The organism is Bradyrhizobium algeriense (assembly GCF_003062295.1).
Classification (GTDB): Bacteria; Pseudomonadota; Alphaproteobacteria; order Rhizobiales; family Xanthobacteraceae; genus Bradyrhizobium; species Bradyrhizobium algeriense.
Map to the genome: position 1 here is coordinate 418629 of NZ_PYCN01000003.1, position 22034 is coordinate 440662.

The following is a 22034-nucleotide window of genomic DNA, read 5'->3' on the forward strand; positions in this document are numbered from 1 at the left end:
TGAGACCTTCTTTGATCTCTCGGTGCACACATCGTGCACACGCTGCCCTCTAACCATTTGAAAAACTTGAACTCTCGTTCCAATCCATCATAAGGAAGTTTGAGCTAGGTCCAGCCACCGGAAGATAGCCAGATCTAACAGCCAGGCCCGAACGCCCGCTTCGCGGTCATAAGCAGCCATTCCAGAACCGAATCCCCTGCTTGAGCTTCGACCACGCCTCCCAAAATCGCGCCCCCGCTCTCGCGCCCGGCTTCGGGAAACGACTACAGTCTCATAGCTCAGTCTCAATCGTGACGATCGTCGCTAAGCGAAGCCTTCGGGCGCCCCTATGTTCAGTTTCGAGACGAGCGCCAGGAGCCGCGGGTATCCCAACAAGTCGCCGATGCGCAGTCGGTGCCCGACAAGATCGCAGCAGGTTTCGGAGTTGCTCTGGCTCCGCAATCAATAGCCCGCTTCGCGACCGACGAGACCGTAGGCAGACCCATCTCGCCACCGTCCGCCGACGTATTCTCGTCTTCGGAAAGAAGAGACGTCGATGGTCGTGCAATGTTTCATCAAGTTGGCGCGTCGTTTCCTCAGCCAGAAACGGAATTCAGGCCATCTGGTCTCTGGCAGTTGATATTGAAATCGGCGTTGGCAACGACGGGCTATTCCTTCAATGCCTCTTCGCGCTTGGATCGGATGGCGGGCATCATGATCAGAACGACAGCGATGGTGGCGGCGGCCAGCAGGCCGCCGGACAAGGGCGAGGTCAGGAATACGGTACTGTCTCCGCGCGAAAGCACCATGGCGCGGCGAAAATTCTCCTCGATCGCCGGACCCAGCACCAGCCCCAGCAGCAAAGGCGCGGCCGGAAGGTCCAGCTTCATCAGCATGTAGCCAAAGATGCAGAACAGGGCCGCCTCATAGACTTCGAACGTGCCGTTGTTGATCGAAAATACGCCGATCGAGCAGAACACCATGATAGCCGGAAACAGATAGCGATAGGGTATCGAAAGCAGCTTCACCCACAGTCCGACCAGCGGCAGATTGAGGATCACCAGCATCAGATTGCCAATCCACATCGAAACGATCAGGCCCCAGAACAGCGAGGGATTTTTGGTCATGACCTGCGGGCCGGGCTGAATGTTGTGGATGGTCATGGCGCCGACCATCAGCGCCATCACCACGTTGGACGGGATACCCAGCGTCAACAAGGGAATGAACGAGGTCTGGGCACCGGCATTGTTGGCGGATTCGGGACCCGCCACGCCTTCGATCGCTCCCTTGCCGAATTGCTCCGGATGCTTCGAGAGTTTCTTCTCCAGCGTGTAGGAAGCAAAGGAAGACAGCACGGCTCCGCCGCCGGGCAACACGCCGAGTATGGTGCCGAGCGCCGTGCCGCGGAAGATCGCCGGGATCATACGGCGGAAATCCTCACGCGTCGGGAATAGATTCTTGATCTTCTGGGTGACCAGCGAGATATCGCCGTGCGGCTCGAGGTTCCTGACGATCTCGGCGAAACCGAATATGCCCATGGCGAGCGGCACGAAGTCGATGCCGTCGAACAATTGCGGAATACCGAATGCAAACCGCTGGGTGCCGCTGTTGATGTCGGTGCCGATCAGGCTAAGCAGCATACCAAGCACCACCATCCCGATGCCTTCGATGAACGGACCGGAGGACAGCACCGAGGCGACGACGAGGCCAAGGATCATCAGCGAGAAGAACTCCTTCGGCCCGAACAGCAAGGCGGTGGCGGCCAGCGGCTGGGCGAGCGCGGCCACCGCCAGCGTGGCCACGGTGCCCGCAAAGAACGATGCGATCGCCGCAGTTGCGAGCGCGACACCAGCCCTGCCCTGCTTCGCCATCTGATAACCGTCGATGGTGGTGACGACGGACGAGGACTCGCCCGGGAGATTGACGACGATGGCCGTGGTCGAGCCACCATACTGCGCCCCGTAATAGATGCCCGCGAGCATGATCAGTGCGGCTTCCGGCGTCAGCGCGTAGGTGATCGGCAGCAGCATGGCGATCGTCGCCAGCGGCCCAAGGCCCGGCAGCACCCCGATCAACGTTCCCAGCAGGCAACCGACGAAAGCATAGAAGAGATTGGTCAATTGGAACGCAGTGGAAAAGCCGATCGCGAGATTATGAAAGAAATCCATCCCCGATGCTCCGGCTCATTTGAACAAGGTCGGCCACACCGGGAACTGCAACCCGAGGCCATAGACGAACACGCCGACGCACAACACGATCAGCACTGCGGCATTCGCCAGCGCCCCCTTCCAGGTGAACTCGGGGCTGGCCTTGCTGGAAACCATGATCAGCACAAACAGTGAGATCACGAAGCCGAACGGATAGAGAAGGAACGCAAACAGCATGACCGAACCGGTCACCCACAACAGACCCTTCAGGTCCCACGCGCGCAACCGCAGGATCGCCGCCGCCGGCCGTATGGCACCGGCCATCACGAACAGCCCGATCGCCGCGAGAACGATGCTCAGCAGGCGCGGAAAATAACCCGGTCCCATTCGCGCCGCGGTGCCCGGTGCGTAGCCCAGCGCCACCGCATAGAAGAAAACGGCGACGGTTAGGAAGAAAGCGCCCGAAGCGAAAGCGCGGTGGTCGCGGATGGTCAGCCGTGACGTAACGTTCTTCATGGCGCCCTGCCGCCTCCCCCATCAGGTGTTTCGCCGATCGCCTCGAGCAGCAGCGGCACACCGACGGCGCAGGCGTGAACGCCGAGATGCGCCGTCATCTGCAGCACCTGCAGGATTTCCTTGTGGTCGGTGCCGGACCGGAGCGCCCGCCGGATTTGCAGCCGCAGCGCATGCGGATTAAGCGACGTAAAGCAGGCACTCAGCGCCAGCGAAATCAGGCCGCGCGATTTCTCATCGAGGCCGTTGGCGGGCGGCGCCACGGCGAGCAGCTCCAGCATCACGGCGAAATAGCCGGGATCGAGCCGCAGCAGATGATCACAGAAATCGGGCCAGTCGCCGAACCGGGCCTGATAGTCGTCGCGGAGCTTGTTCTGTTCGGCCGAGAGTTCACCATGCGGGACCGCAGCCTCATGACCTGCGTTGGCCAGTTCCTCAACCAGGATCTCGACGCCGAGGTTGCAGCCGTCCAGTCCCTGGGCGGTCGCCAGCTGCAGCACCTCGATGATCTCCTGCGCCGACGCGCCACTTTCGAGAGCCAGCCCCATGTGAAGGGCAAGGCCCGGTCGGAATAAATGCGTGGCCGAACCATCCAGTGCGACATAGATCAGCTCGCACATCTTTCGCGATAACGGACCGGTCGCCGCCGGATAGCCGGCGTATCTGGCATAGGCAGACAGAAAATCCGGATTGAGCCGCAGCAGACCCTCGGTCCACGGCCGCCAATAGCCGCGCTGCCGGATGAATTCGTCCTTCATGACTTGTTCTGCTGGCGTCAGGTTCACGATGGCATCCTTTGCAATGGCGAGCGGTCGGGCGCGGCGGAGATGCTCAACCCTCCATCGACCGCGATGACGCTTCCGGTCACGTAGCCCGCCTCCATACTCAGAAGGAAAGCCGCAACCTCGGCGGTGTCCTGCGGCGATGCCGCGCGCCCGAGCGGGATCCGTGCAGACACCTCGGACGGGACATCCCCGAATAGCCCGGCCGCGATCGCATTGACGCGAACGCCATGCCCGGCCCATTCGCAGGCCAGCGTGCGGCTGAACATCGCGACCGCCGCCGCATTGGCTGCCCTTCCGGCATCCGCGCCCAGCACAACATCTGCGTCAATCGACGTCAGATTGACCAGCACGCCAAACCCCTGCCTCAACAACGTCGGCCCAACCGCTTTCGCAACCCGCAGTGCGCCCACCAGATGCGCGTCGAAAGATTGCCTGTCATCACCCTGAGATCTCGCGGGTTCGGCGCCGCCCATCATCCGGCGCGGCGCCATCAGCGTTTCGGCGCCGATTGCATTGACGACACCGTCGAGCCGCCCGACACGTTGCACAACGGCCTCAACGCCGGCCCTGAAACCGGCCTCGTCCAACATGTCGACGGACAGCACCGGATGATCCGCGCCAAGCGCAGCCGCCAGCACGGACAATGGCCTTTCATCGCGATCGACTGGGATCACCGTGGCATCGCGGGCGGCGAGCATCTGCGCCACAGATTCACCGAGCCGGTTGCACGCCCCGGCGACAAGATAGACAGGCCGACCAGCCGGCGCCGATCTTCCGGCATCGTCTGGCGCGACCGGCCCGCTGCCGCCGCTGCTCACCTGCGATCCGCCATCGGCCAGAAACGTGGAGCCCGTAAGATAGGCCGCGCGTGGCGACGCCACGAAGGCAATCACGGCTGCGATTTCATCGGGCACCGCCATCCGGCCGAGCGGGATTCGCCGTGCCACGGCGGCGGGGTCGATACGACCGCGCGCGATCAGCTCGTCGACCAGCTCGGTGCGCGTATAACCCGGCGCCACTGCATTGACCCTGATTCCATCCCCGGCAAAGGCGCAGGCATGGTGACGCGTCATCGCCAGCACGCCGGCCTTGGAGGCGCTGTAGCCGTTGCGGAACGGCACGGGGCGCAGCGCCGCACCGGACGCGAGATTGACGATGCTGCCGCCGCCGGATTTCCTCATCACTGCGGCTGCCGCCTCCGCGGCGAGAAGACTTCCGCGCAGATTGACGGCCAGCAGATGTTCGAAGGCGGCGACCGGCTGGTCCACGGCGCTCAGGCCAGCCGGATCGGTACGCCCGGCATTGTTGATCAGAATGTCGAGGCTGCCGAAATGGCGGACGCTGTGTTCCACCATTGCGACGACCTGGTGATCCTCGGCGAGATCGACGCCAAAGGATCCGTGCCCCTCGCCGAGTTCGGCCGCACGCCTGGCGGCCCGGTCGGCATCAATATCGGCAATCAATACCCGCGCGCCCGCGGCAGCGAAGCGCTGCGCCGTCGCCCAGCCGATTCCGGCCGCGCCGCCGGTAATGAGGACGGCGCGTCCGCTGAAATCCGTCTCCCGCACCTTCGCTTTCACGCCGACCCCAAGACTAGATGTTGGTAACTAGATGTTGGTGAAGGTAATTCCGCCATCGACCGTCATGACCTGCGCCGACACGAACCCGGCGTCATCGCCGGCCAGGAAACAGATCGCGCGCGCAATATCCTCGACGGTGCCGAGCCGCCCCAACGGCGTGCGCGCGACGCGGCGTGCATCGAGCTCAGCGTTGCGGTTTCGCATGGTGCCTTCGGTGGGAATGGCTGACGGCGCGACAGCATTGACCCTGATGTTGCGCGCACCGAGTTCCGCCGCCGCCGCCCGGGTGATGCCCATCACGCCCGCCTTGATGCCGCTATAGACGATGCTGTTCTTGGCGGAGACGAGGCCTGCGACCGAGGCCACATTGACGATGGCGCCGCCGCGTTCCGCGTCCATGACTTCCGCGGCCGCCTGAATGCCCCAAATGATCGCCTTGAAGCCGATGTTGAGCATTCGCTCCATCGTCTCCGGCGCGATATCAGGCACCGACTGGTAACGTACCCAGGCGGCGTTGTTGACAAGGATATCGAGCCGTCCCTGCTGTTTGGCAAAGCCCAACAACGCCTCGCGCATGCCGTCGCGCGTCGATACGTCCCGCGTTACCGCGACGGCGGCACCGCCGGCGGCCTTGATTTCGGCCACGACGGCTGCGACCGCCTCTTGTTTCAGATCGTTGACGCCGACGACGGCGCCGAGCGATGCCATGCGAAGCGCCGTCGCCCGCCCGATGCCGCTTCCGGAACCAGTGATCAACGCAACGCGACCAGCAAGGGCCTTCATTGGAGCCTCCGTCATCTCCCTTATCCTTTTCTGTTATGCCGCCGCTTCCGATGCAGGCTCGATCTCCGCGACATACCGATGTCCGAGTGCCCGCAATACGCCGCTGGCATCGCCCTGAGCGTGCAGGGCGATGATCCGCCGCAGATGGCGGTGCACCGGCACGTCCCAGGTGAAGCCCATGCCGCCATGAATCTGCAGCGCGCCCTGGCTGATCGCCACGCCATACGACGCCGCGGCAAGGAAGGCGGCATAGCGTTCCAGCGCGCCGGCTTCGCCAAAGAGGCAGCGCGTGATCGCATGGCGGATGCTTTCGAGTCCGAGCTTGTGCCGCGCCAACGCGTGACGGATGGCCTGGTTATAAGCCAGAGCATGGCCGAACTGCCGCCGCGTCGAGGCATGCTCCTGCGCCATCGCGAGGCAAGCTTCCGCCGACCCCATGATCGCCGCCGCGCGCAACACCAGCGCATCCGACTGCAGGAGCGACCATGTGCCGGCCGGCAACAGATTGCGTTCGGCGACGCTGACGTGGTCGAGCCGCACGGCGTATTCCGGCATCGCCAGGTCCAGACCGGCCGGCCCTTCCAGAACGACACCCGATGCTGTGGCTGGAACGAGTGCCGCGGCGTCGTCACCGACGCGTACAAGCACCCAGTCGGCATCACCGGCGCACGGTGCGCGGCCGGCGAAACCGCTCAATACGATGCGGTCACCTTCCGGCTTGGCTGTAACGGCATTTGTCCAGGCGATTGTTGCGCATGACGCGCCCGACACGATCGCGCTGGCTACATCAGGTAACCGCAACTGTAGCGGACGGCCCAGCAGAAGCGTTTCCAGCAGCGGAAAGCCGAGCAATCCCGCACTGGCGGCCGCGGCAACCGGAACGGCGAAGGCCGCCGATAGATCGAGCCCCCCGACCTCCTCGGCTGCCATCACCCCCAGCAAGCCGTCGCCCCCGAGGCGCTCCGCCTGCTGCCGCGCGGTGAGCCCCGCACAGGCCGCAATCGCGCGTACCGCGGTCGCCGCGAAATCGGCCGACGACAATCCATCTTCCGTCATGGCCATTACTTACCTTTGGAAAGTGCGAGAATCCGATCGGCGATGATGCCGAGCTGGATTTCGGTAGTACCGGCATAAATCGTCTCCGCGCGCGATTGCAGGTAGATACCTTCGAAACGCCGCAGCGCGACCTGCACCGCCGGCAACACAGGCAGCGATGCTTTCGAGAGCAGCTCCATCGCCAACGCCGCAAAGCGCTGATGTGCCTCGCTCCAGTGCAGCTTGGCGAGGCTGCCGCGGGCGCCGATCGATCCACCGTTGACCAGCACATCAACTGCGGTTTCCACGTGCGCCTTCAACACCTCGATATCCACGACCGTCTCGCCAAGACGAACGGCGTAATGGCTGTCGGCGAGATACCCCGCCAGCACTAGGTCGGTCTTGCAAGCCGAAATCAGGTGACGCAGTTCGTTCTCGAAACGCCAGGCGCGATACATCCGGTTGGTCGCGCGCTCGATCTCCAGCACGCGGATCGCAGCCGCCCACCCCTCATCCGGCGCACCCAGGGCGTCCGACTGCAGCACCTCGACGTCGTCAAAGAACACTTCGCAAAAGCTCTCGCGTCCATCGATCGATTTGATGGTGCGCACGCGCACCCCTTTCGCATCGAGCCGCACGGCGAACATGGCGAGACCACGATGCCGGTCCTCCAGCGGCCCTGTGCGGGCAAGCACCAGGCAGCGCTGGGCGCGGTATGCCCCGCTGGTCCAAATCTTCTGACCGTTGATCCGCCAGGTGTCTCCGATGCGGGTAGCACGGGTCCGCAGGCTCGCCAGATCAGAGCCGGCCTCGGGCTCGGAAAAGCCCTGGCACCAGATGTCGGTCATCTCGAGGATGGCCGGCAGGAAGCGTCGTTTCTGCTCCTCGGTGCCTACCGCAAGAATGATTGGCCCCGCGAGTTCCTTGCCGATGGAGTTGACGCTCTCTGGCATTGCGAGCGCGCCGATTTCCTGATTGACGATGAGATGTTCGCGCAGAGTGCGGCCATGCCCGCCATAATTCGTGGGCCAGGTGATGCCGGAAAGCCCGGCGCGATGCATCGCCGCTTCCCAGGCGATGGATTGTTCCAGTGTCGGCGGCGAAAATTCCGCGCTGTCGCTGCGGTAACTCGCAGGCAGTTCGCGGCGAAGCCAGCCTCGCACCATCAGGCGGTAGGCTTCGCCCGTCAACGACCCTGCGGCGACCTCGGGGCGCGGCTGCGCTTCAATGACGGTCATCGTGATTCCTTCCCTTGCTCCCAGAGGGCGGCACCAGCAGCGCGTCGAGGGCCACAACACCCTGCCCCTCCGGCATCACCAGCAGCGGATTGATGTCGATTTCCGAAACGGCTTCTCTGTGTGCGACTGCAAAGCGCGACAATGCGGCGATCGCGCGTGCCGCCGCCGCGATATCGGTCCGTGGACGGCCCCGTGCGCCATCCAGCACCGCGAACGCCTTCAGCGACCGCAGCATCTCCATCGCCATGGATTCGCTGACGGGCGCCATCTGCACGGCGACATCCCCGATGAATTCGGCGAAGATGCCGCCAAGCCCTACCATCACCACTGGTCCGAATACCGGATCCGTCGTGGTGCCGAGAATGAGCTCGGCAATTCCTGGGGCCATCGGCGCAACCAGCACGCCGTCGATCACAGCCTGCGGCGCCTTGACAGCGACGCTTCGCAGCATCTCGGCGAAGGCCTGCCGCACCTCATCTGCCGAAGCGAGGCCGACCTTGACGCCGCCAACCTCGGTCTTGTGCGGCAGATCCGGCGAGGCGATCTTCAGCACCACCGGAAAGCCGATTTCAGCCGCCGCACGCGCGGCCGCATCGGCGTCCCGCACCAGACGCTCGGGCAGGACGGGAATGCCGGCCGCCGCCAGCGCCCCCTTGGCGCCGAATTCATGGCGCAGCGCATCGGCGGGAAGCGGCGCCGGGCGCTGGCCCGCGGGTGCGACCGATGCCACCTCCGGCTTCTTCAGCACCGTACGCAGCCTCGCCAACGCAGCCAGCGTGGCGCAGCAGCCGTCAAAACTGTCGATGATCGGATAGCCCATGGCACGCAGTTCGGCGACCGCGTCCTGCGGGCCGCGCACGCACAGCATCAGGATGCGATCAGGATATTGCTCCCGGATACTGCGCAGTGTTTCGATGTAGATCGATCGCAGCCGCGGCACGTGGAGCGACAACGGCAACGGCATCAGTACCGCATCGCAGGTGTCGTCCGCGACCACGGCCGACAATATCTTCTGCAGCATCTCCGGGCGGCTCGACATCTGTGCCGTGGCATCGACCGGATTGCGCGCCGAGGCGAACGGTACGACGTCCAGAATGGCCCGTTGCGTCGCCTCGCTCAGTTCGGGCATCGCCAGACCCGCCGCATGGGCGGCGTCAGCCAGTAAGATCCCGAAACCGCCGGACGCGGTCAGCAGCGCCACCCTCGGGCCGCGCGGCAAGCGATCCGGCAGCAACATCGAGGCGGCATCGCCCAGATTGATCAGTTCTTCGATGCTGTGAACGCGCAACGCGCCGGCGCGTGCAAGCACGGCATCAAACACCGCATCCGATCCGGCAAGCGCGCCGGTGTGGGACGCGGCAGCCGCCTGACCGGCAGCCGAGGTGCCGATCTTCAATGCAATGACCGGCTTGCCGGCGTCACGCGCCTCTTCCAGGCTTGCGATCAGGCGGCCGGCGTCGCGGCAGGTTTCGAGACAGCACAGGATCACCCGCGTCGCAGGGTCGCGCGCCAGAAAGGCGATGCCATCGGCAATATCGATGTCGCATTCGTTCCCGGTGGTCATGAAACGGCTGACGCCGACGCCGCGCTCGCTGGCAAGCCGCATCGTGAAGCTGCCGAGATTGCCGCTCTGGGACACGATGCCGAGCGTACCCGCGACCGGCAGGCTTTCCTCGAGAACGATCGAGAAGGTGGCGATGCTCTTGTCGGCAATGCTGACCGCGCCGAGACAGTTCGGCCCCAGGATCCGCATGCCGGTGCGCTGCCCGGCGGCACGCAGTCGCTCCTGCAGCGCAGCGCCGGCTTCGCCCAATTCAGCAAAGCCCGAGGAGAACACGACGACGCCGCGGACCCCGCGCGCGGCGCATTGCTCGACGGCGGCCGGCGCCTTTTCGGCCTCCACCGCGATCAGGGCCAGATCCGGCGCCTCCGGTACCTCCATCACCGATGGATAGGCCTTCAGCCCCTGCACTTCGGACGCTCTCGGATTGATCGGATAGATCTGCCCGGCATAGCCATATCGGCGCAACAGATGCAGCGGCCGGCCGCCGATCTTGGCCGGATCCTGCGACGCACCGATGATCGCGATCGAGCGCGGCCGCAGCAGCGCCTCGAGACCTTCGCCCACGCGCATGTTTAGCGTCCCTTGAAGACGGGATCGCGCTTCTCCAGGAACGCCTGGCGGGCCTCCTTGGCGTCCTCGGTCTTCGACAGCGCCATCGTGATGTTCTGCTCGAACCGGTAGGCATCGCGCTGCGGCACCAGGTCGACCATGTTGGCGGCCTGTTTGGCGTAATTCATCGCGATCGGGCTCTTAGAGGCGATCTCCTTTGCGACCTTCATCGCCTCCGGAACGAGATCCTGGCTGCTGGTGCAGGCCTCGATGATGCCCCGGCGGTAGAACTCAGCCGCGGTCACGCGCAGCCCGGTATAGAACATGCGCCGCAGCAACGAGCGGCCAACCAGCGTGCGCAGCATCGAAGCGCCACCGGCGAGGCCGACATTGATTTCGGGCATACCGAACACCGCTTCTTCCGAGGCCAGGTAGATATCGCAGGACGCCATCAGCCCGAGACCGGCGCCGAGCGCCGCCCCGTTCACCGCCGCGATTACCGGCTTGGCGCATTCGCGAATGCTGTTGCCGGTTTCGCGCGTGATCCGGTTGTGGCTATGAAAGGCGCCGGGCTGGGTGGCATCCGGGCGATCCTTCAGATCCGCCCCGCTGCAGAATACCTTGCCGTTGGCGGTCAGCACCGCCACGCGGACATCGCTGCGCTCGGAAATTTCGTCGAACACCGCCACGATGCGTTCGCGCATGGCGCGGTCGAGCGCGTTCACCGGCGGCCGGTTCAAGGTCACGAGCGCGATGTAATCGGATACTTCAAGGGTGACGATATCAGCCGACACGATTCCCTCCGGACTTAAGGCCCATTTCCCTAGGCTTTGAATTTTTACTGACCGATCGGTCAGGCTGATCGACGATTTACCACCATAGAATAACGCTGACAAGTATCCGACTTCGTAAATCTTGACTGACCGATCGGTCATGATCTAAAGACGCTGGTCAAGACAAAAAGAACAGCATCAAGGGAGGACGATACCGATGGTGAATACCACCCGACGTCAGGTCACCGCGCTGATCGGCGGCACCCTGCTGGCACCGTTGGCGGCGCCGTCGATCGTGAAGGCTCGCTCGACGCAAACCATCTTCATCATCGTGCCCTACGCGAGCGGCGGCTCGATCGACGGCATGATGCGAACCATCGCCAAGGCCATGTCGGAGACGCTGGAGCAGCCGGTTCTCGTCGACAACAAGCCCGGCGCCAACGGCATCGTCGGCTCGCAATACGTAGCGCGGGCGCCGAAGGACGGGACGGTATTGCTTGCCGGAGGCACCGGGCCGATCTCGCTGAACGTGCTGCTGCGCAAGAGCCTGCCCTACAAGCTCGAGGATTTTGCCTCCGTCGCCATGCTCTGCCACGGCCCGCTATCGCTGACCGTCAACTCGAAAATGCCTGTCACCGACGTGAAGGGTTTTGTCGACTACGCCAAAAGCCGCGACAAGCCGCTGTTCTATGCCACCCTCGGCCCGGGAAGCGTGACGCATTTGTTCGGCATCATGATGAGCAAGTCGATGGGATTTGCCGTCACTGATGTTCCCTATCGCAACAATCCGTTGTCGATCATGGACCTGCTCTCCGGCGCGTGCGATCTGAATTTTGCAACGCCTGTGGCGGTGATGGAACACGCGACCGCGGGTACGCTGCGGATCCTCGCGCTGTCGTCGGACAAGCGGTCGCCAAATCTGCCTGACGTTCCGACGCTTGCGGAGTCCGGCTATCCGGAACTGACGGCCTCGTTCTGGACCGCGCTTCACGCTCCGGCGGGCACCCCACCCGATGTCATCGCGAGACTAAACGCGGCCGCCAATGCGGCGATGGCGAAGCCCGAGATCGCAAGTCAGCTGCAGACCGACGGATTGCTGGCCGACACCGGTGCGCCGGACCTGCTCGATGCGCAGCTCAAGAAGGATGCGGCATTGTGGGGGCCGGTGATCAAGTCGCAGAACATCGTACTCGATTGACCGCCCTGCGGACGGAGTCAGAGGCAGAGGTACGACGATCGGAGAAAGCTGGCGCCGGCAACGCTCAGCGTGGCTTGCGGCGCGTCGGCTTGGGCGGTGGCGGCGGCGCTTGCAGAGAAACATCACCGGCCCGCAGACCGTTGAACACGAGGTCGAAATAGACGTCGGCAATCTGCTCGGGCGTCATGGCCTTGTTGGGATTGTACCAGCGATGCATCCAGTTCAGCGACGAAAGGATCAGGCGACCGGCCATGGGCACGTCGAGCTTACGGATTTCGCCGGCCTCGATCGCTTCCTCGATCAGGCCACGCAGGAAGTTTTCGTAACGGTCTCGCCGCGTCATCCGCTCCTTCTGGCGATGACGATCCGGATCGTTCCAGAATGCGGTCGTCGACGCGATCCACGCCCAACGGTAGCGCCGGAAATACTCGGCGGTCGCCACCATGAAGGCGCGAATCTTGGCTGAGGGCGGGCCTGATGGAACGCGATCGCGCACGAAAAGATACAGCTCGTCGGTGGAGCCGACGGTGACACGAGAATAGAGCTCTTCCTTGTTGGCGAAGTGGTGATAGAGCAGTGCCTTGGAGATGCCGCAGGCGACCGCAATGTCGCGCATCGACGCCCCTGCATACCCCTTGCGGGCGAAGATGCGCTCGGCTTCGGAAAGAATTTGCGCGACGCGGTCAGAACCATCGGCCTTGTCGGGTTGGCCATCCTTTGTCGTCGACATCTCGGTCATCACATCCGGTCGGAGCTGATCTTGAATTCTGGATCGAAACGAACGCCGACCACGGAATTTCACTGTATTTTTCGCTGACCGACCGGTCAAGTCCGCGCAGGACTGTCGCGCTGCGGCGAGCAGGAGGAAGACAGAGATGAGTTCACTGCGCGTCAGGCGGATCGGCAGCACACGCGATCAACTCGGCGAAAGTCCGGTATGGGATGATCGCACGCAGCGACTCTACTGGATCGATTCGCTGGCCGGGGTGATCCATCGGCTCGACCCGGTGAGCGGCGAACTGCAGCAATTTCACGCCCCCTCGCCTGTCGGTTCGATGGTGCTGCGGCATGACGGCGGCGCCATGCTGGCGCTGCAGCGTGGCTTCGCCCGTTACGATTTTGAACGGGGCGAGGTCACGTCGCCGATTGCGTCGATCGGCTGCGATCACCCGATGGTGCGGCTGAACGACGGAAAGGTTGATCCCTTTGGCCGCTTCATCGCCGGCACCATGCACCATGGCCGGGCGCAGGATGAGCCAGCGCTCGGCGGGCTCTACCGCCTGCAAGCCGGCGCGGTGACGCTGCTCGACACTGATTTCGGTGTCAGCAACGGCCCATGCTTCAGTCCTGACGGCGCCATCCTCTATTTCGCCGACAGCGCGCGGCGCTCGATCTTTGCATACGACTATCGGCGCGACGGACCGCCCGCCAACAAGCGCCTGTTTGCGGATACGAGCGCCCTCAGCTCGGGGCCGGACGGCGCGACCGTGGATGCCGACGGCTATCTCTGGTCGGTCCTTGTGCGTGCGGGCGCGCTGGCAAGATTTGCCCCGGACGGCCGCCTCGATCGCAAGGTGGAGTTACCGGTCAGGCATCCAACCAGCGTGGCGTTCGGCGGACCCGAGCTCGATATTCTGTACGTGACGTCGATCTCCAAGAGCACCAATCTGTCGGCTTCCGAACCCGATGCGGGCGGGCTCTTCGCCATCGAAGGGCTCGGCGTTCGCGGGCTTCCCGCCTATACCTTCACCGCGTATTGACAGGCTTGATCGCCTGTGACCGCATCGGCACCAATCCGGCCTTCCTGACCTGGCCGGGCACGTTCGCGGCGAGGAAATCGACAAAAGCGCGGATCTTCCCAGGCAGATAATTCGTCTGCAGAAAGGTCGCAAAAATGCCTTCGTCGAACGTGGAATTGGTGACGCGATAACCGGGCAGCAGCCGCCGTAACTGGCCCCGTTCGATTTCACCCGAGACGGTGTAGTCGTCGAGCAGCGCAATACCGTGTCCCATCACCGCGAGCTGATGCAGCACATAGCCGTTGTTGGCGCTGAACGAGGACGGCACCGTCATCTCCTTCAGCTTGCCCTTGCGCATGAAGCGCCAGACCACATCGTTGGCGCCCATCCAGTAAGTCAGGCAGTTGTGCTTCACAAGATCGTCCGGTTCACGCACCGCCGGCGTCCGGGCAATGTAGTCGGCCGCAGCCACCAGGATGCGCTCCGTGGCGAGCAGCCGCCGCTGCATCAAGCTCTCATCCTTCGGCGCGGCGATCCGCAAATCGACGTCGAAATCCTCCTCGCGAAGCTGGATGCGCCGTTCTGAAAGGCTCAACTCAACCTTGAGCTCCGGATACATCTTCTGGAATTGCGGCATCAGGGGCATGACGACGGTCATGCCGAACAGCATGCGGGAGTGAACCCGTAGCGTCCCGCGCGGGCTGCTTTGCAGGGCAAGCGCCGCAGCCTCGGCGTCTTCTATGCTGTGCAGCGCCGGCTCAACCCGCTGCAAGTAGGCCTTGCCGGCCTCCGTCAATGCGAGATGACGGGTGGTGCGGTTGAAAAGCTGGACGCCGAGGCGGGCCTCCAGTTCGCCGATGCGGCGGGACACCGAGGCCGGCGACAGCCCGTTGTGGCGTCCGGCGGCGGAGAAGCTGCCCTCCCGCGCCGCGCTCACGAATAACTCCATCGCCTGCAACTGGCTCATTTTGATCTTTTCGGATTCTGCAAAAGACATGCTCAAAATAGAGCGATTGTACGATAATGCGCAAGGCCCTAGCCTCGCTCCATAGCCCCGCCGCCGGCGCATCAAGAAACCACCTGAGGAACACACCCATGGAATTTGGCGTATTCATTCTCGCCCAGCAACGCGGCTATCACCAATCCTCGCAGCAGGTGATCCGCAACGCCGTGGAACAGACGGTGACGGCGGAAGCCGCGGGCTTCGACACCGCCTGGTACGCCGAGCATCACTTCAACAATTACAGCCTGTGCCCCTCGCCGCTGACGATGGTCGCGCATTGCGCGGGGTTGACGAAGCGGATCCGACTCGGCACCGCGGTCTGCGTGCTGCCACTGTACAATCCGGCCAGGCTTCTGGGCGAGATCGGTTTCGCCGACACGGTTTCAGACGGCCGGCTCGATCTCGGCATCGGCTCGGGCTACCAGCAATTCGAGTTCGAACGCTTCGGCGTCGATCTGAAGGACTCGCATGCTCTGTTCGCGGAATTCTACGACATCCTGCAAGTAGGCATGCGCGACCGTATCTTCTCCTACGATGGAAAACACCTGAAGATGCCGCCAACCGCGATCGCGGTGTGCACGGTGCAAACGCCGATGCCGCCGATCTGGGTAACGTCGGGTCATCCAGAGACGCTGGGTCGCGCGATCCGCGACAACCACAATTTGTTCGTGACGGCGCTGCTCAACGGCCTCGACGCGGTGAAAGCCTTGCGCGAGCGGCTGGAAGGAATCGCGGCCAAGGAAGGCCGATCCATCGACAATACCCGCTTCGGCTTCCTGCGCTGCGGTTATGCCAGCGACAACGAGAGCGAGATCATGTCCTATCTCGACAACGCCCGCTTCCAGCGCCGGGTATCGGAAAGCCTCAAGTTCCGCCGTGCCCAGAGCGAAGACGGCTACCTCATCAAGGAGGAAGCCGGCCCGAACGACATGTCGCTGGAGACCATGCGCAAGAATCTGCCGGTGGGAAGCGTCAACCAGGTGATCGACCGCCTGCTGGAGGAAATCAGCGTGCTGAAGCCTTCGCATATCGCGCTGCAGACTCAACTCGGCGATTTCGATCAGAAGACGATGCTGCGCCAGATCGACCTCTGGGGTGAACGGATCATTCCCGCCGTCCGCCGCGAGTTGAAAAGCAAGGGTGTCAGCGACGCCAAACGCGACAACGAAAGTGCCGTGGCGTGATCGCGGCGCCATCCCCACCGATACCGCATACCGGCCAGCACCCGGCGGACGTTGACCTCACGCATTTTCCAGCGGTCGAGGCGAGCGAATTTCGTGATGCCCTGCGAAATCTGGCGAGTGGCGTCGCCATCGTCGCCACAGGCGCGGGCGACGCCCGCCGCGGATTGACGGCAAGCTCCGTCACCTCGGTCTGTGCCGACCCTCCGTGCCTGCTGGTCAGTGTCAACACCAAATCGGAGGCACACGATTCCATTCTCGCCAACGGGTACTTTGGCATCAGTTTGCTCAGAACCGGACAGGAGGCGCTGGCGCGGCATTTCGCGGGCCTTGACGGCGTCAGTGGTGCGGACCGATTCAGGAATGCGCCGTGGAGTGAAGGCGTAACCGGCGCGCCATTGCTGGATACGGCGATATGCGCCATCGATTGCGTGCTACAGCAGCATCAGATTGTCGGCAGCCACGGCATCTTCATCGGGCGGATTGTTGCGACCCGACAACTCGGTGCCGGTAATCCCGTGATCAATTTTCAGGGCGAGCTTCGCACCCTGCCCTTCACGTAACCGGATCGGCGCAATGATCGTGCAATATTCGTCAAGCGGCCGCCTGATACTCCTGGAGCCAAACGATTTCCGCAATTTCAAACTTCTCTTGAAGGGTGAAGATCATTCGCCCCAGATCCCGGGTATTACGTTCGTCGACGAACGCAATGCGCTGATTTCAATCGATCTCGTCCCCACACTACCCGGCCAGCCCGACGGCGAAAGCTGGCAAAAGAGCTATCTCGCCATGATCGAAGCCGCCCGCAAGCACGGCTGGATCGACGCGCAAGCAAACGCCATTCGCGCCCACGTCGAACGGACGACCTGACAAGCAAGCTCGCGACGTTAGGATCATGCGATTGTTCAGCATCCCGCCGCCAGCCCCCGGAACAAGCCACCCCTGTAAAGCAGTTCGCTGCTCTTCAAGCACTCGACCGCCCCGTCATCCAACCCGAGAGGTCTGGCGACACTGAACGCGTTCAGCGCTGCTCACAGTGGCCGTCGCTAGATTTTCTTTGATCTTCCGGTGCACACGTCGCGCACACGCCGCCTTCTAACTAATTGAAAGAATTAAACTCTCGTTCCAATCCATCATGGGCGCTGTAGAGAATTTTCCAGCGTAAGCCGTTCATTTTATTGATCTATCTCGCTTCCGCTCGATCCTACGTGTGATTGGACCGACTGAAAAATTTTCGCGCGACCAAGCATCGGCATCCTAGTTCTTCTAGGATCAAATAGGTCCAGATTGGAAGCGAAAATCGCGCTTTCGCATTCTCAGTGCACACACAGCGTGCACACGAAAGTCGAAGTGCACACGCGTAGATGCGCGATCACCTAACTGGAGGCAGACCCATGATCAAAGATATTCTTGTCAACCTGTCTTACGGGACATCGCAAGATGGCGTTTCCAACCACGCTACATCGGTTGCGGAGACCTTCGGCGCACACTCGCGCGGCGAGCCCACTCAACGCGCGCCGATCGCTTGGCGCCATTGCCTAAATGAGCCAGCGTTTGCGCCGCTTGTAGTGCTTCACATCGCGGAATGATTTTCGCTTCTCCCCGGCGACGCCAAGATAGAACTCCTTGACATCCTCGTTTGCGGCGAGCGCCCTCGCCTCGCCATCCATCACCACGCGGCCATTTTCGAGGATATATCCGTAGTTGGCGTATTTGAGTGCCATATTGGTGTTCTGCTCGGCGAGAAGAAACGAGACACCTTCCTTGACGTTCAGATCCCTCACGATCTCGAATATCTCTTCGACGATCTGCGGCGCGAGGCCCATCGAAGGCTCGTCGAGCAAGATCATCTTCGGGCGCGACATCAGCGCACGGCCGATCACGCACATCTGCTGTTCGCCGCCCGACGTATAGCCGGCGGTCGAACTACGCCGCTCCCCGAGACGGGGGAAATAGGCATAGACTCGCTCCAGATCCTGCGCGATCGCGGCCTTGCCGTCCCTGCGCGTGAAGGCGCCGGTCAGGAGATTCTCTTCGACCGTGAGGTGAGCGAAGCAACGCCGCCCCTCCATCACCTGAATGCAGCCACGCCGCACCACCTCGTTTGGCGACAGGGACTGCACTTCGACGCCGTCGAACAGGATCGAGCCCTTGGTGACCTCGCCGCGCTCCGCATGCAGCAGATTGGAGACCGCCTTCAGCGTCGTTGTCTTGCCCGCACCATTGGCACCGAGAAGCGCGACAATTCCGCCCCGCGGCACATCCAGCGATACCCCCTTCAACACTAGGATGACGTGATCGTAGACAACCTCGATATTGTTGACGGACAGAAACAGCGCTGCCGCTTCTGTTGCCGTGGGGGCCTTAGGGTTTGACACGCTGCTCCCTCCAGACGGTTGCGGCTCTCGATATATCCGGGAGGAGGCGAACGCTCCTCCCGGATCGCCGAGATGTGTTCAGCTTTCTTTCGAGCAGTCGCGCGGCTGAATCTTCTTGTCCGCGGCATACTTCGCGGAAATTTCGTCGACGAGCGGTTCGGTGTTGGATTGGTTGGCTGTGTACCAGTCGGAGATGACTTTCCAGCCCTTGCCGTCCCACTGCTGTACGCGCCCCTCCCGCGCGCCCTCATGGTCGGAGCAGGAAATCTTGATCGGCTTCAACATGCCCTCGAAGCCGAGTTCCTTGAGGCGTGCATCAGAGAGGTTGAGGTTCTCCAGACCCCAGCGGACCTGCTCGCCCGTAAGCGGCTTCTTGCCGAACTTTTCCTGCGCCTTGCGGATCGCCTCCACGCCGAGCATGGCATTCGTCATACCGCGGTTGTAGAGAACCTCGCCGACCTTGCCAGGCTCCGACGCCCCTTTTCCCCTTGCATAGACGTACTTCTCCAGGTCGGCGTGCACCGGATATTTGCCTGCGCCATGCTGAAGCATCAGCGCCTTGTAGCCGGTTGCTTGGTCGCCCGCGGGCGTTACATCCGGCTCTGCGCCCGACCACCAGACACCGATCATCCTGTCGCGCGGATAGGCAACAGCCGCTGCTTCCTTGACTGCCGTGCCGTTCATGACGCCCCAGCCCCAAAGTAAAACATAGTCCGGCCGGTTCTGGCGGATCGCCAGCCATTGCGACTTCTGTTCAACACCGGGGTGCGTGACCGGGATCGGCGTAAACTCAAAGCCGTGCTTCTGTGCCAGCACCTGCAGCATCGGGATCGGCTCCTTGCCGTACGGGCTGTCGTGATAGACCAGCGAAATCTTCTTGCCTTTCAGCTTATCGAAGCCGCCGACCTCTTTGGCGATGTGCTGGATCGCGATATCGGCCGCCGACCAGTACGTGCCGAGCAGCGGGAAGTTATAGGAGAAGACGGCTCCATTCTTGGAATCGGCGCGGCCATAGCCCATCGTGATAATCGGGATCTTGTCGGTCGCGGTCTTTTCGGTGAGGGCGAATGTAATGCCGGTCGACAGCGGATTGATGAACGCCGCGCCGGTTGGGCCCTTGCCCTTGAGACGCTCGTAACACTCAACGCCCTTGTCGGTGGCGTATCCGGTTTCGCATTCCTCGACCAAGAGCTTGACGCCGTTGATGCCGCCGTCGCGCTCGTTGACAAGGTTGTAATAGTCGGCCACGCCGTTTGCGTACGGCACGCCATTCACGGCGTACGCGCCCGTCCGGTAGGATAGTATCGGGATGAACTGCTCGTTCTGCGCTGCAGCAGGAGAGGCAAACGCCCCGCCCGAAAGGATAGCTGCGGCCAGCATCAGTTTGTTGCGTAGCATGATTGATGTCCTCCTCTCTGAGCCCTCTTTTGTGTCGCGGGGGCTTTGCTTCCTCACTCCTTCCACCAACGGCCGTCACCCCCCGTGCGATCTCAGCCCAATCGCTCTTCAGTAGGGAAACGGCCAAAGTCTGAGCTTCTCCTTGCCAATCGATATGAGCCGGGCAAACCCATGTGGCTCCTTGATGAGAAAATAGCAGATCAACGATCCAAAGATGATGAATTCCAGATGAGTAATCGTCTCTGTCGACAGCGGCACACCGAGCTGGGTTGGAATCAGGTTCAGCATGATCGGCAGAATGAGGATAAAGGCCGCACCGACGAACGAACCCATGATCGATCCCAACCCTCCAATGATCACCATGAACAGAAGCTGCAGCGAACGGTCGATCGAGAAGGCGAGCGGCTCCCACGAGCCCAGATAGACGAACGCCCAGAGTGCGCCCGCCACGCCGATGATAAATGAAGAGATCGCAAAGGCCGTGAGCTTTGCGTAGAGTGGCCGGATACCGATCAACTCGGCGGCGATATCCATGTCGCGGATCGCCATCCATTGTCTGCCGAGATTGCCGCGAACGAGGTTCTTCGCCAGAACCGCGAACACCGTTACGAAGATCAGGCACAGCATATAGCGCTCGATCGGCGTGCCTACGTTCAGACCGAAGAAATCCAGTGTCGGTGCATTGACCGACCCTGACGGCGCATAATTGGTGAACCACGACACCCGCAGGAACACCCAGTCAAAGAAGAACTGCGCTGCGAGTGTTGCAACCGCCAGATAGAGGCCCTTGATCCGCAGACTGGGAACACCGAAGAGGATGCCGACAACCGCCGCCGCGAGCCCGCCGAGCAAAATAGATAACAGTACGGGCAACGGCGGAATCGAAATCGCGAAGCCAAGCCAGGCAAGCGGAATATGAACGCCGGTCCCCAACTTGTAGGCAGAGTAGGCGCCGATGGCCATGAACGCGCCGCTGCCGAGCGAGATCTGGCCGCAATAGCCGACAAGAATGTTTACTCCGATAGCCGCGAGCGCGAGGATCAGGAAGGGCAGCAGAATGGCGCGGAGCAGATAGTCGCTGCCGAACGGCCAAATGTCGAAGTCGGCCAGCAGCGGCACCCCGATGAAGGCGATAGCGAGCAGGATACCGAGCGCAATACGATCCTGGCGGATCGGGAAGATCGCCATGTCCTCTGCGTAGGTCGTCTTGAATTGGCCTGCCTCGCGATAAAGCACGACTAGCTCCTCGTCTCAGACACGTTCGATGATCCGCTCGCCGAGCAGCCCCTGCGGCCGCACGAGCAGCACGGCCAACGCCAGCACATAGGCGAACCAATATTCGATACCGCCACCAATATGCGACCCCAGGAACACCTCGGCGATCTTCTCGCCCGCCCCTACAATGAGCCCGCCGACGATGGCTCCCGGAATGGAGGTCAAGCCCCCGATGATGAGAACAGGCAAGGCCTTCAGCGCGAGAAAGGTGATGGAGAACTGTACGCCCAGCTTGGTACCCCACACAGTCGCCGCAACCAGCGCAACGAGACCGGCAGCAAGCCAGACCACGAACCAGATCCAGCTGATTGGAATCCCGACCGACTGCGCGGCCAAGTGGTCGTCGGCAACCGCCCTGAGTGCGCGACCAGTCTTGGTTCGCTGGAAGAAGATCGCGAGACCCGCGACCAGAATGCCGGCGATAAAGGCGCCCCAAACATCCAGCTTGTTGACCAGAATTCCACCGGGAAAGAGATTTTCAAACAGGAACCAGGCGTCCGTCGGAAACAGCCGCAAAGGGTAAGCATCGGAACCGAAGATCATCTGCGCCGCACCCTCGATGATGAATGTCACGCCGATGGTGGACATGAACAGCGTGAGGCCGTCCTGGTTGACAAGAGGTCCGATCACGAACCGCTCGATCAGCCAGGCGGTTATCGCCATGATCACGGCAGCGAAGCCAATGCCGAAGATGATCGCAGCCCAAAGCGGGAAACCCCATGCCACCAGCAGGTCGAGCGAGCGAACCAGCGCAAGCCCGGCGAGCAACACCATTGCGCCTTGCGCAAAGTTAAAGACGCCGGATGCCTTGAAGATCAACACGAAGCCGAGCGCGACCAGCGAATACAGAACGCCGGACATCAATCCGCCGATCAGAACTTCGAGAAATTGACCCAACGCGATCACGCAACGCTCC

The 22034-nt window shown here is 62.4% G+C and carries 20 protein-coding genes; 5 read left to right on the plus strand and 15 right to left on the minus strand.

The annotated features are described in order from the left end of the window. Positions 1 to 647: 647 nt before the first annotated feature. Genes C7G61_RS09585 through C7G61_RS09625 form a run of 9 tightly spaced genes read right to left on the minus strand, consistent with a single transcriptional unit; the run spans position 648 to position 10967 of the window. The gene (locus C7G61_RS09585) at positions 648 to 2147 is read right to left on the minus strand and encodes a tripartite tricarboxylate transporter permease (RefSeq protein WP_108513838.1); all 1500 of its coding nucleotides are present in this window, start codon (positions 2145 to 2147) and stop codon (positions 648 to 650) included. Positions 2148 to 2162: 15 nt separating this feature from the next. Next, positions 2163 to 2642 (minus strand): tripartite tricarboxylate transporter TctB family protein, encoded by a 480-nt coding sequence (locus C7G61_RS09590; protein WP_108513839.1) that lies wholly within the window; start codon positions 2640 to 2642, stop codon positions 2163 to 2165. Beyond that, the gene (locus C7G61_RS09595) at positions 2639 to 3424 is read right to left on the minus strand and encodes a carboxymuconolactone decarboxylase family protein (RefSeq protein ID WP_244608212.1); all 786 of its coding nucleotides are present in this window, start codon (positions 3422 to 3424) and stop codon (positions 2639 to 2641) included. The genes C7G61_RS09590 and C7G61_RS09595 overlap by 4 nt, the downstream gene beginning before the upstream one ends. Continuing rightward, positions 3421 to 5004, minus strand: a complete 1584-nt coding sequence (locus C7G61_RS09600; RefSeq protein WP_108513840.1) for an SDR family oxidoreductase — start codon at positions 5002 to 5004, stop codon at positions 3421 to 3423. The genes C7G61_RS09595 and C7G61_RS09600 overlap by 4 nt, the downstream gene beginning before the upstream one ends. Before the next feature lie 27 nt (positions 5005 to 5031). Continuing rightward, complete coding sequence (locus tag C7G61_RS09605; protein ID WP_108513841.1) at positions 5032 to 5802, minus strand: SDR family NAD(P)-dependent oxidoreductase; 771 nt, start codon at positions 5800 to 5802, stop codon at positions 5032 to 5034. Between the two features lie 18 nt (positions 5803 to 5820). Continuing rightward, a complete protein-coding gene (locus tag C7G61_RS09610) occupies positions 5821 to 6843 on the minus strand; it encodes an acyl-CoA dehydrogenase family protein (protein WP_244608213.1) in 1023 nt (340 codons plus the stop codon). A gap of 5 nt (positions 6844 to 6848) precedes the next feature. Further along, positions 6849 to 8060 (minus strand): acyl-CoA dehydrogenase, encoded by a 1212-nt coding sequence (locus C7G61_RS09615; RefSeq protein ID WP_108513843.1) that lies wholly within the window; start codon positions 8058 to 8060, stop codon positions 6849 to 6851. Beyond that, positions 8047 to 10194, minus strand: coding sequence for an acetate--CoA ligase family protein (locus tag C7G61_RS09620; protein ID WP_108513844.1), 2148 nt, complete (start codon positions 10192 to 10194; stop codon positions 8047 to 8049). Before C7G61_RS09620 ends, C7G61_RS09615 begins: the two co-directional genes overlap by 14 nt. 2 nt (positions 10195 to 10196) lie before the next feature. Beyond that, complete coding sequence (locus C7G61_RS09625; RefSeq protein ID WP_108513845.1) at positions 10197 to 10967, minus strand: enoyl-CoA hydratase/isomerase family protein; 771 nt, start codon at positions 10965 to 10967, stop codon at positions 10197 to 10199. 196 nt (positions 10968 to 11163) lie between these two features. Between C7G61_RS09625 and C7G61_RS09630 the strand changes: the two genes are divergently transcribed. Beyond that, positions 11164 to 12144, plus strand: a complete 981-nt coding sequence (locus tag C7G61_RS09630; protein WP_108513846.1) for a Bug family tripartite tricarboxylate transporter substrate binding protein — start codon at positions 11164 to 11166, stop codon at positions 12142 to 12144. Between the two features lie 64 nt (positions 12145 to 12208). On the opposite strand, the gene C7G61_RS09635 is transcribed toward C7G61_RS09630, so the two are convergent. After that, positions 12209 to 12874, minus strand: coding sequence for a TetR/AcrR family transcriptional regulator (locus C7G61_RS09635; RefSeq protein WP_244608214.1), 666 nt, complete (start codon positions 12872 to 12874; stop codon positions 12209 to 12211). A gap of 145 nt (positions 12875 to 13019) precedes the next feature. Here C7G61_RS09635 and C7G61_RS09640 point away from each other — a divergent pair, with 145 nt between their 5' ends. Further along, positions 13020 to 13904, plus strand: a complete 885-nt coding sequence (locus tag C7G61_RS09640) for an SMP-30/gluconolactonase/LRE family protein (protein ID WP_108513848.1) — start codon at positions 13020 to 13022, stop codon at positions 13902 to 13904. On the opposite strand, the gene C7G61_RS09645 is transcribed toward C7G61_RS09640, so the two are convergent. Beyond that, positions 13891 to 14850 carry a LysR family transcriptional regulator gene (locus tag C7G61_RS09645; RefSeq protein WP_108514090.1) on the minus strand — a complete coding sequence of 320 codons (960 nt, stop codon included), beginning with the start codon at positions 14848 to 14850 and terminating at the stop codon, positions 13891 to 13893. The genes C7G61_RS09640 and C7G61_RS09645 overlap by 14 nt on opposite strands. Positions 14851 to 14978: 128 nt before the next feature. Here C7G61_RS09645 and C7G61_RS09650 point away from each other — a divergent pair, with 128 nt between their 5' ends. The 3 genes from C7G61_RS09650 to C7G61_RS09660 are packed head-to-tail and all read left to right on the plus strand — an operon-like array spanning position 14979 to position 16937. Next, positions 14979 to 16070 (plus strand): LLM class flavin-dependent oxidoreductase, encoded by a 1092-nt coding sequence (locus C7G61_RS09650; RefSeq protein ID WP_108513849.1) that lies wholly within the window; start codon positions 14979 to 14981, stop codon positions 16068 to 16070. After that, positions 16067 to 16630 carry a flavin reductase family protein gene (locus C7G61_RS09655; RefSeq protein ID WP_108513850.1) on the plus strand — a complete coding sequence of 188 codons (564 nt, stop codon included), beginning with the start codon at positions 16067 to 16069 and terminating at the stop codon, positions 16628 to 16630. Before C7G61_RS09650 ends, C7G61_RS09655 begins: the two co-directional genes overlap by 4 nt. Positions 16631 to 16643: 13 nt before the next feature. Then, positions 16644 to 16937 carry a hypothetical protein gene (locus tag C7G61_RS09660; protein ID WP_108513851.1) on the plus strand — a complete coding sequence of 98 codons (294 nt, stop codon included), beginning with the start codon at positions 16644 to 16646 and terminating at the stop codon, positions 16935 to 16937. A 668-nt stretch (positions 16938 to 17605) separates the two neighbouring features. Here the strand turns inward: C7G61_RS09660 and C7G61_RS09665 are convergent. The 4 genes from C7G61_RS09665 to C7G61_RS09680 form a co-directional block, all read right to left on the minus strand. After that, positions 17606 to 18445 carry an ABC transporter ATP-binding protein gene (locus tag C7G61_RS09665; protein ID WP_108513852.1) on the minus strand — a complete coding sequence of 280 codons (840 nt, stop codon included), beginning with the start codon at positions 18443 to 18445 and terminating at the stop codon, positions 17606 to 17608. Between the two features lie 78 nt (positions 18446 to 18523). After that, on the minus strand, positions 18524 to 19843 hold the full coding sequence (locus tag C7G61_RS09670) for an ABC transporter substrate-binding protein (protein WP_108513853.1): 1320 nt from the start codon (positions 19841 to 19843) through the stop codon (positions 18524 to 18526). 108 nt (positions 19844 to 19951) lie between these two features. Further along, positions 19952 to 21079 carry a branched-chain amino acid ABC transporter permease gene (locus C7G61_RS09675; RefSeq protein ID WP_108513854.1) on the minus strand — a complete coding sequence of 376 codons (1128 nt, stop codon included), beginning with the start codon at positions 21077 to 21079 and terminating at the stop codon, positions 19952 to 19954. Between the two features lie 15 nt (positions 21080 to 21094). Beyond that, entirely contained in the window at positions 21095 to 22024 is a 930-nt protein-coding gene (locus C7G61_RS09680) for a branched-chain amino acid ABC transporter permease (protein WP_274542263.1), read from the minus strand. Between the last annotated feature and the right edge of the window lie 10 nt (positions 22025 to 22034).

Coding starts and splice junctions, on each gene's coding strand:
- C7G61_RS09650 (WP_108513849.1), top strand. CDS start 14,979: ATGGAATTTGGCGTATTCATTCTCGCCCAGCAACGCGGCTATCACCAA.
- C7G61_RS09630 (WP_108513846.1), top strand. CDS start 11,164: ATGGTGAATACCACCCGACGTCAGGTCACCGCGCTGATCGGCGGCACC.
- C7G61_RS09585 (WP_108513838.1), bottom strand. CDS start 2,147: ATGGATTTCTTTCATAATCTCGCGATCGGCTTTTCCACTGCGTTCCAA.
- C7G61_RS09590 (WP_108513839.1), bottom strand. CDS start 2,642: ATGAAGAACGTTACGTCACGGCTGACCATCCGCGACCACCGCGCTTTC.
- C7G61_RS09610 (WP_244608213.1), bottom strand. CDS start 6,843: ATGACGGAAGATGGATTGTCGTCGGCCGATTTCGCGGCGACCGCGGTA.
- C7G61_RS09605 (WP_108513841.1), bottom strand. CDS start 5,802: ATGACGGAGGCTCCAATGAAGGCCCTTGCTGGTCGCGTTGCGTTGATC.
- C7G61_RS09635 (WP_244608214.1), bottom strand. CDS start 12,874: ATGTCGACGACAAAGGATGGCCAACCCGACAAGGCCGATGGTTCTGAC.
- C7G61_RS09645 (WP_108514090.1), bottom strand. CDS start 14,850: ATGAGCCAGTTGCAGGCGATGGAGTTATTCGTGAGCGCGGCGCGGGAG.
- C7G61_RS09620 (WP_108513844.1), bottom strand. CDS start 10,194: ATGCGCGTGGGCGAAGGTCTCGAGGCGCTGCTGCGGCCGCGCTCGATC.
- C7G61_RS09660 (WP_108513851.1), top strand. CDS start 16,644: ATGATCGTGCAATATTCGTCAAGCGGCCGCCTGATACTCCTGGAGCCA.
- C7G61_RS09640 (WP_108513848.1), top strand. CDS start 13,020: ATGAGTTCACTGCGCGTCAGGCGGATCGGCAGCACACGCGATCAACTC.
- C7G61_RS09615 (WP_108513843.1), bottom strand. CDS start 8,060: ATGACCGTCATTGAAGCGCAGCCGCGCCCCGAGGTCGCCGCAGGGTCG.
- C7G61_RS09670 (WP_108513853.1), bottom strand. CDS start 19,843: ATGCTACGCAACAAACTGATGCTGGCCGCAGCTATCCTTTCGGGCGGG.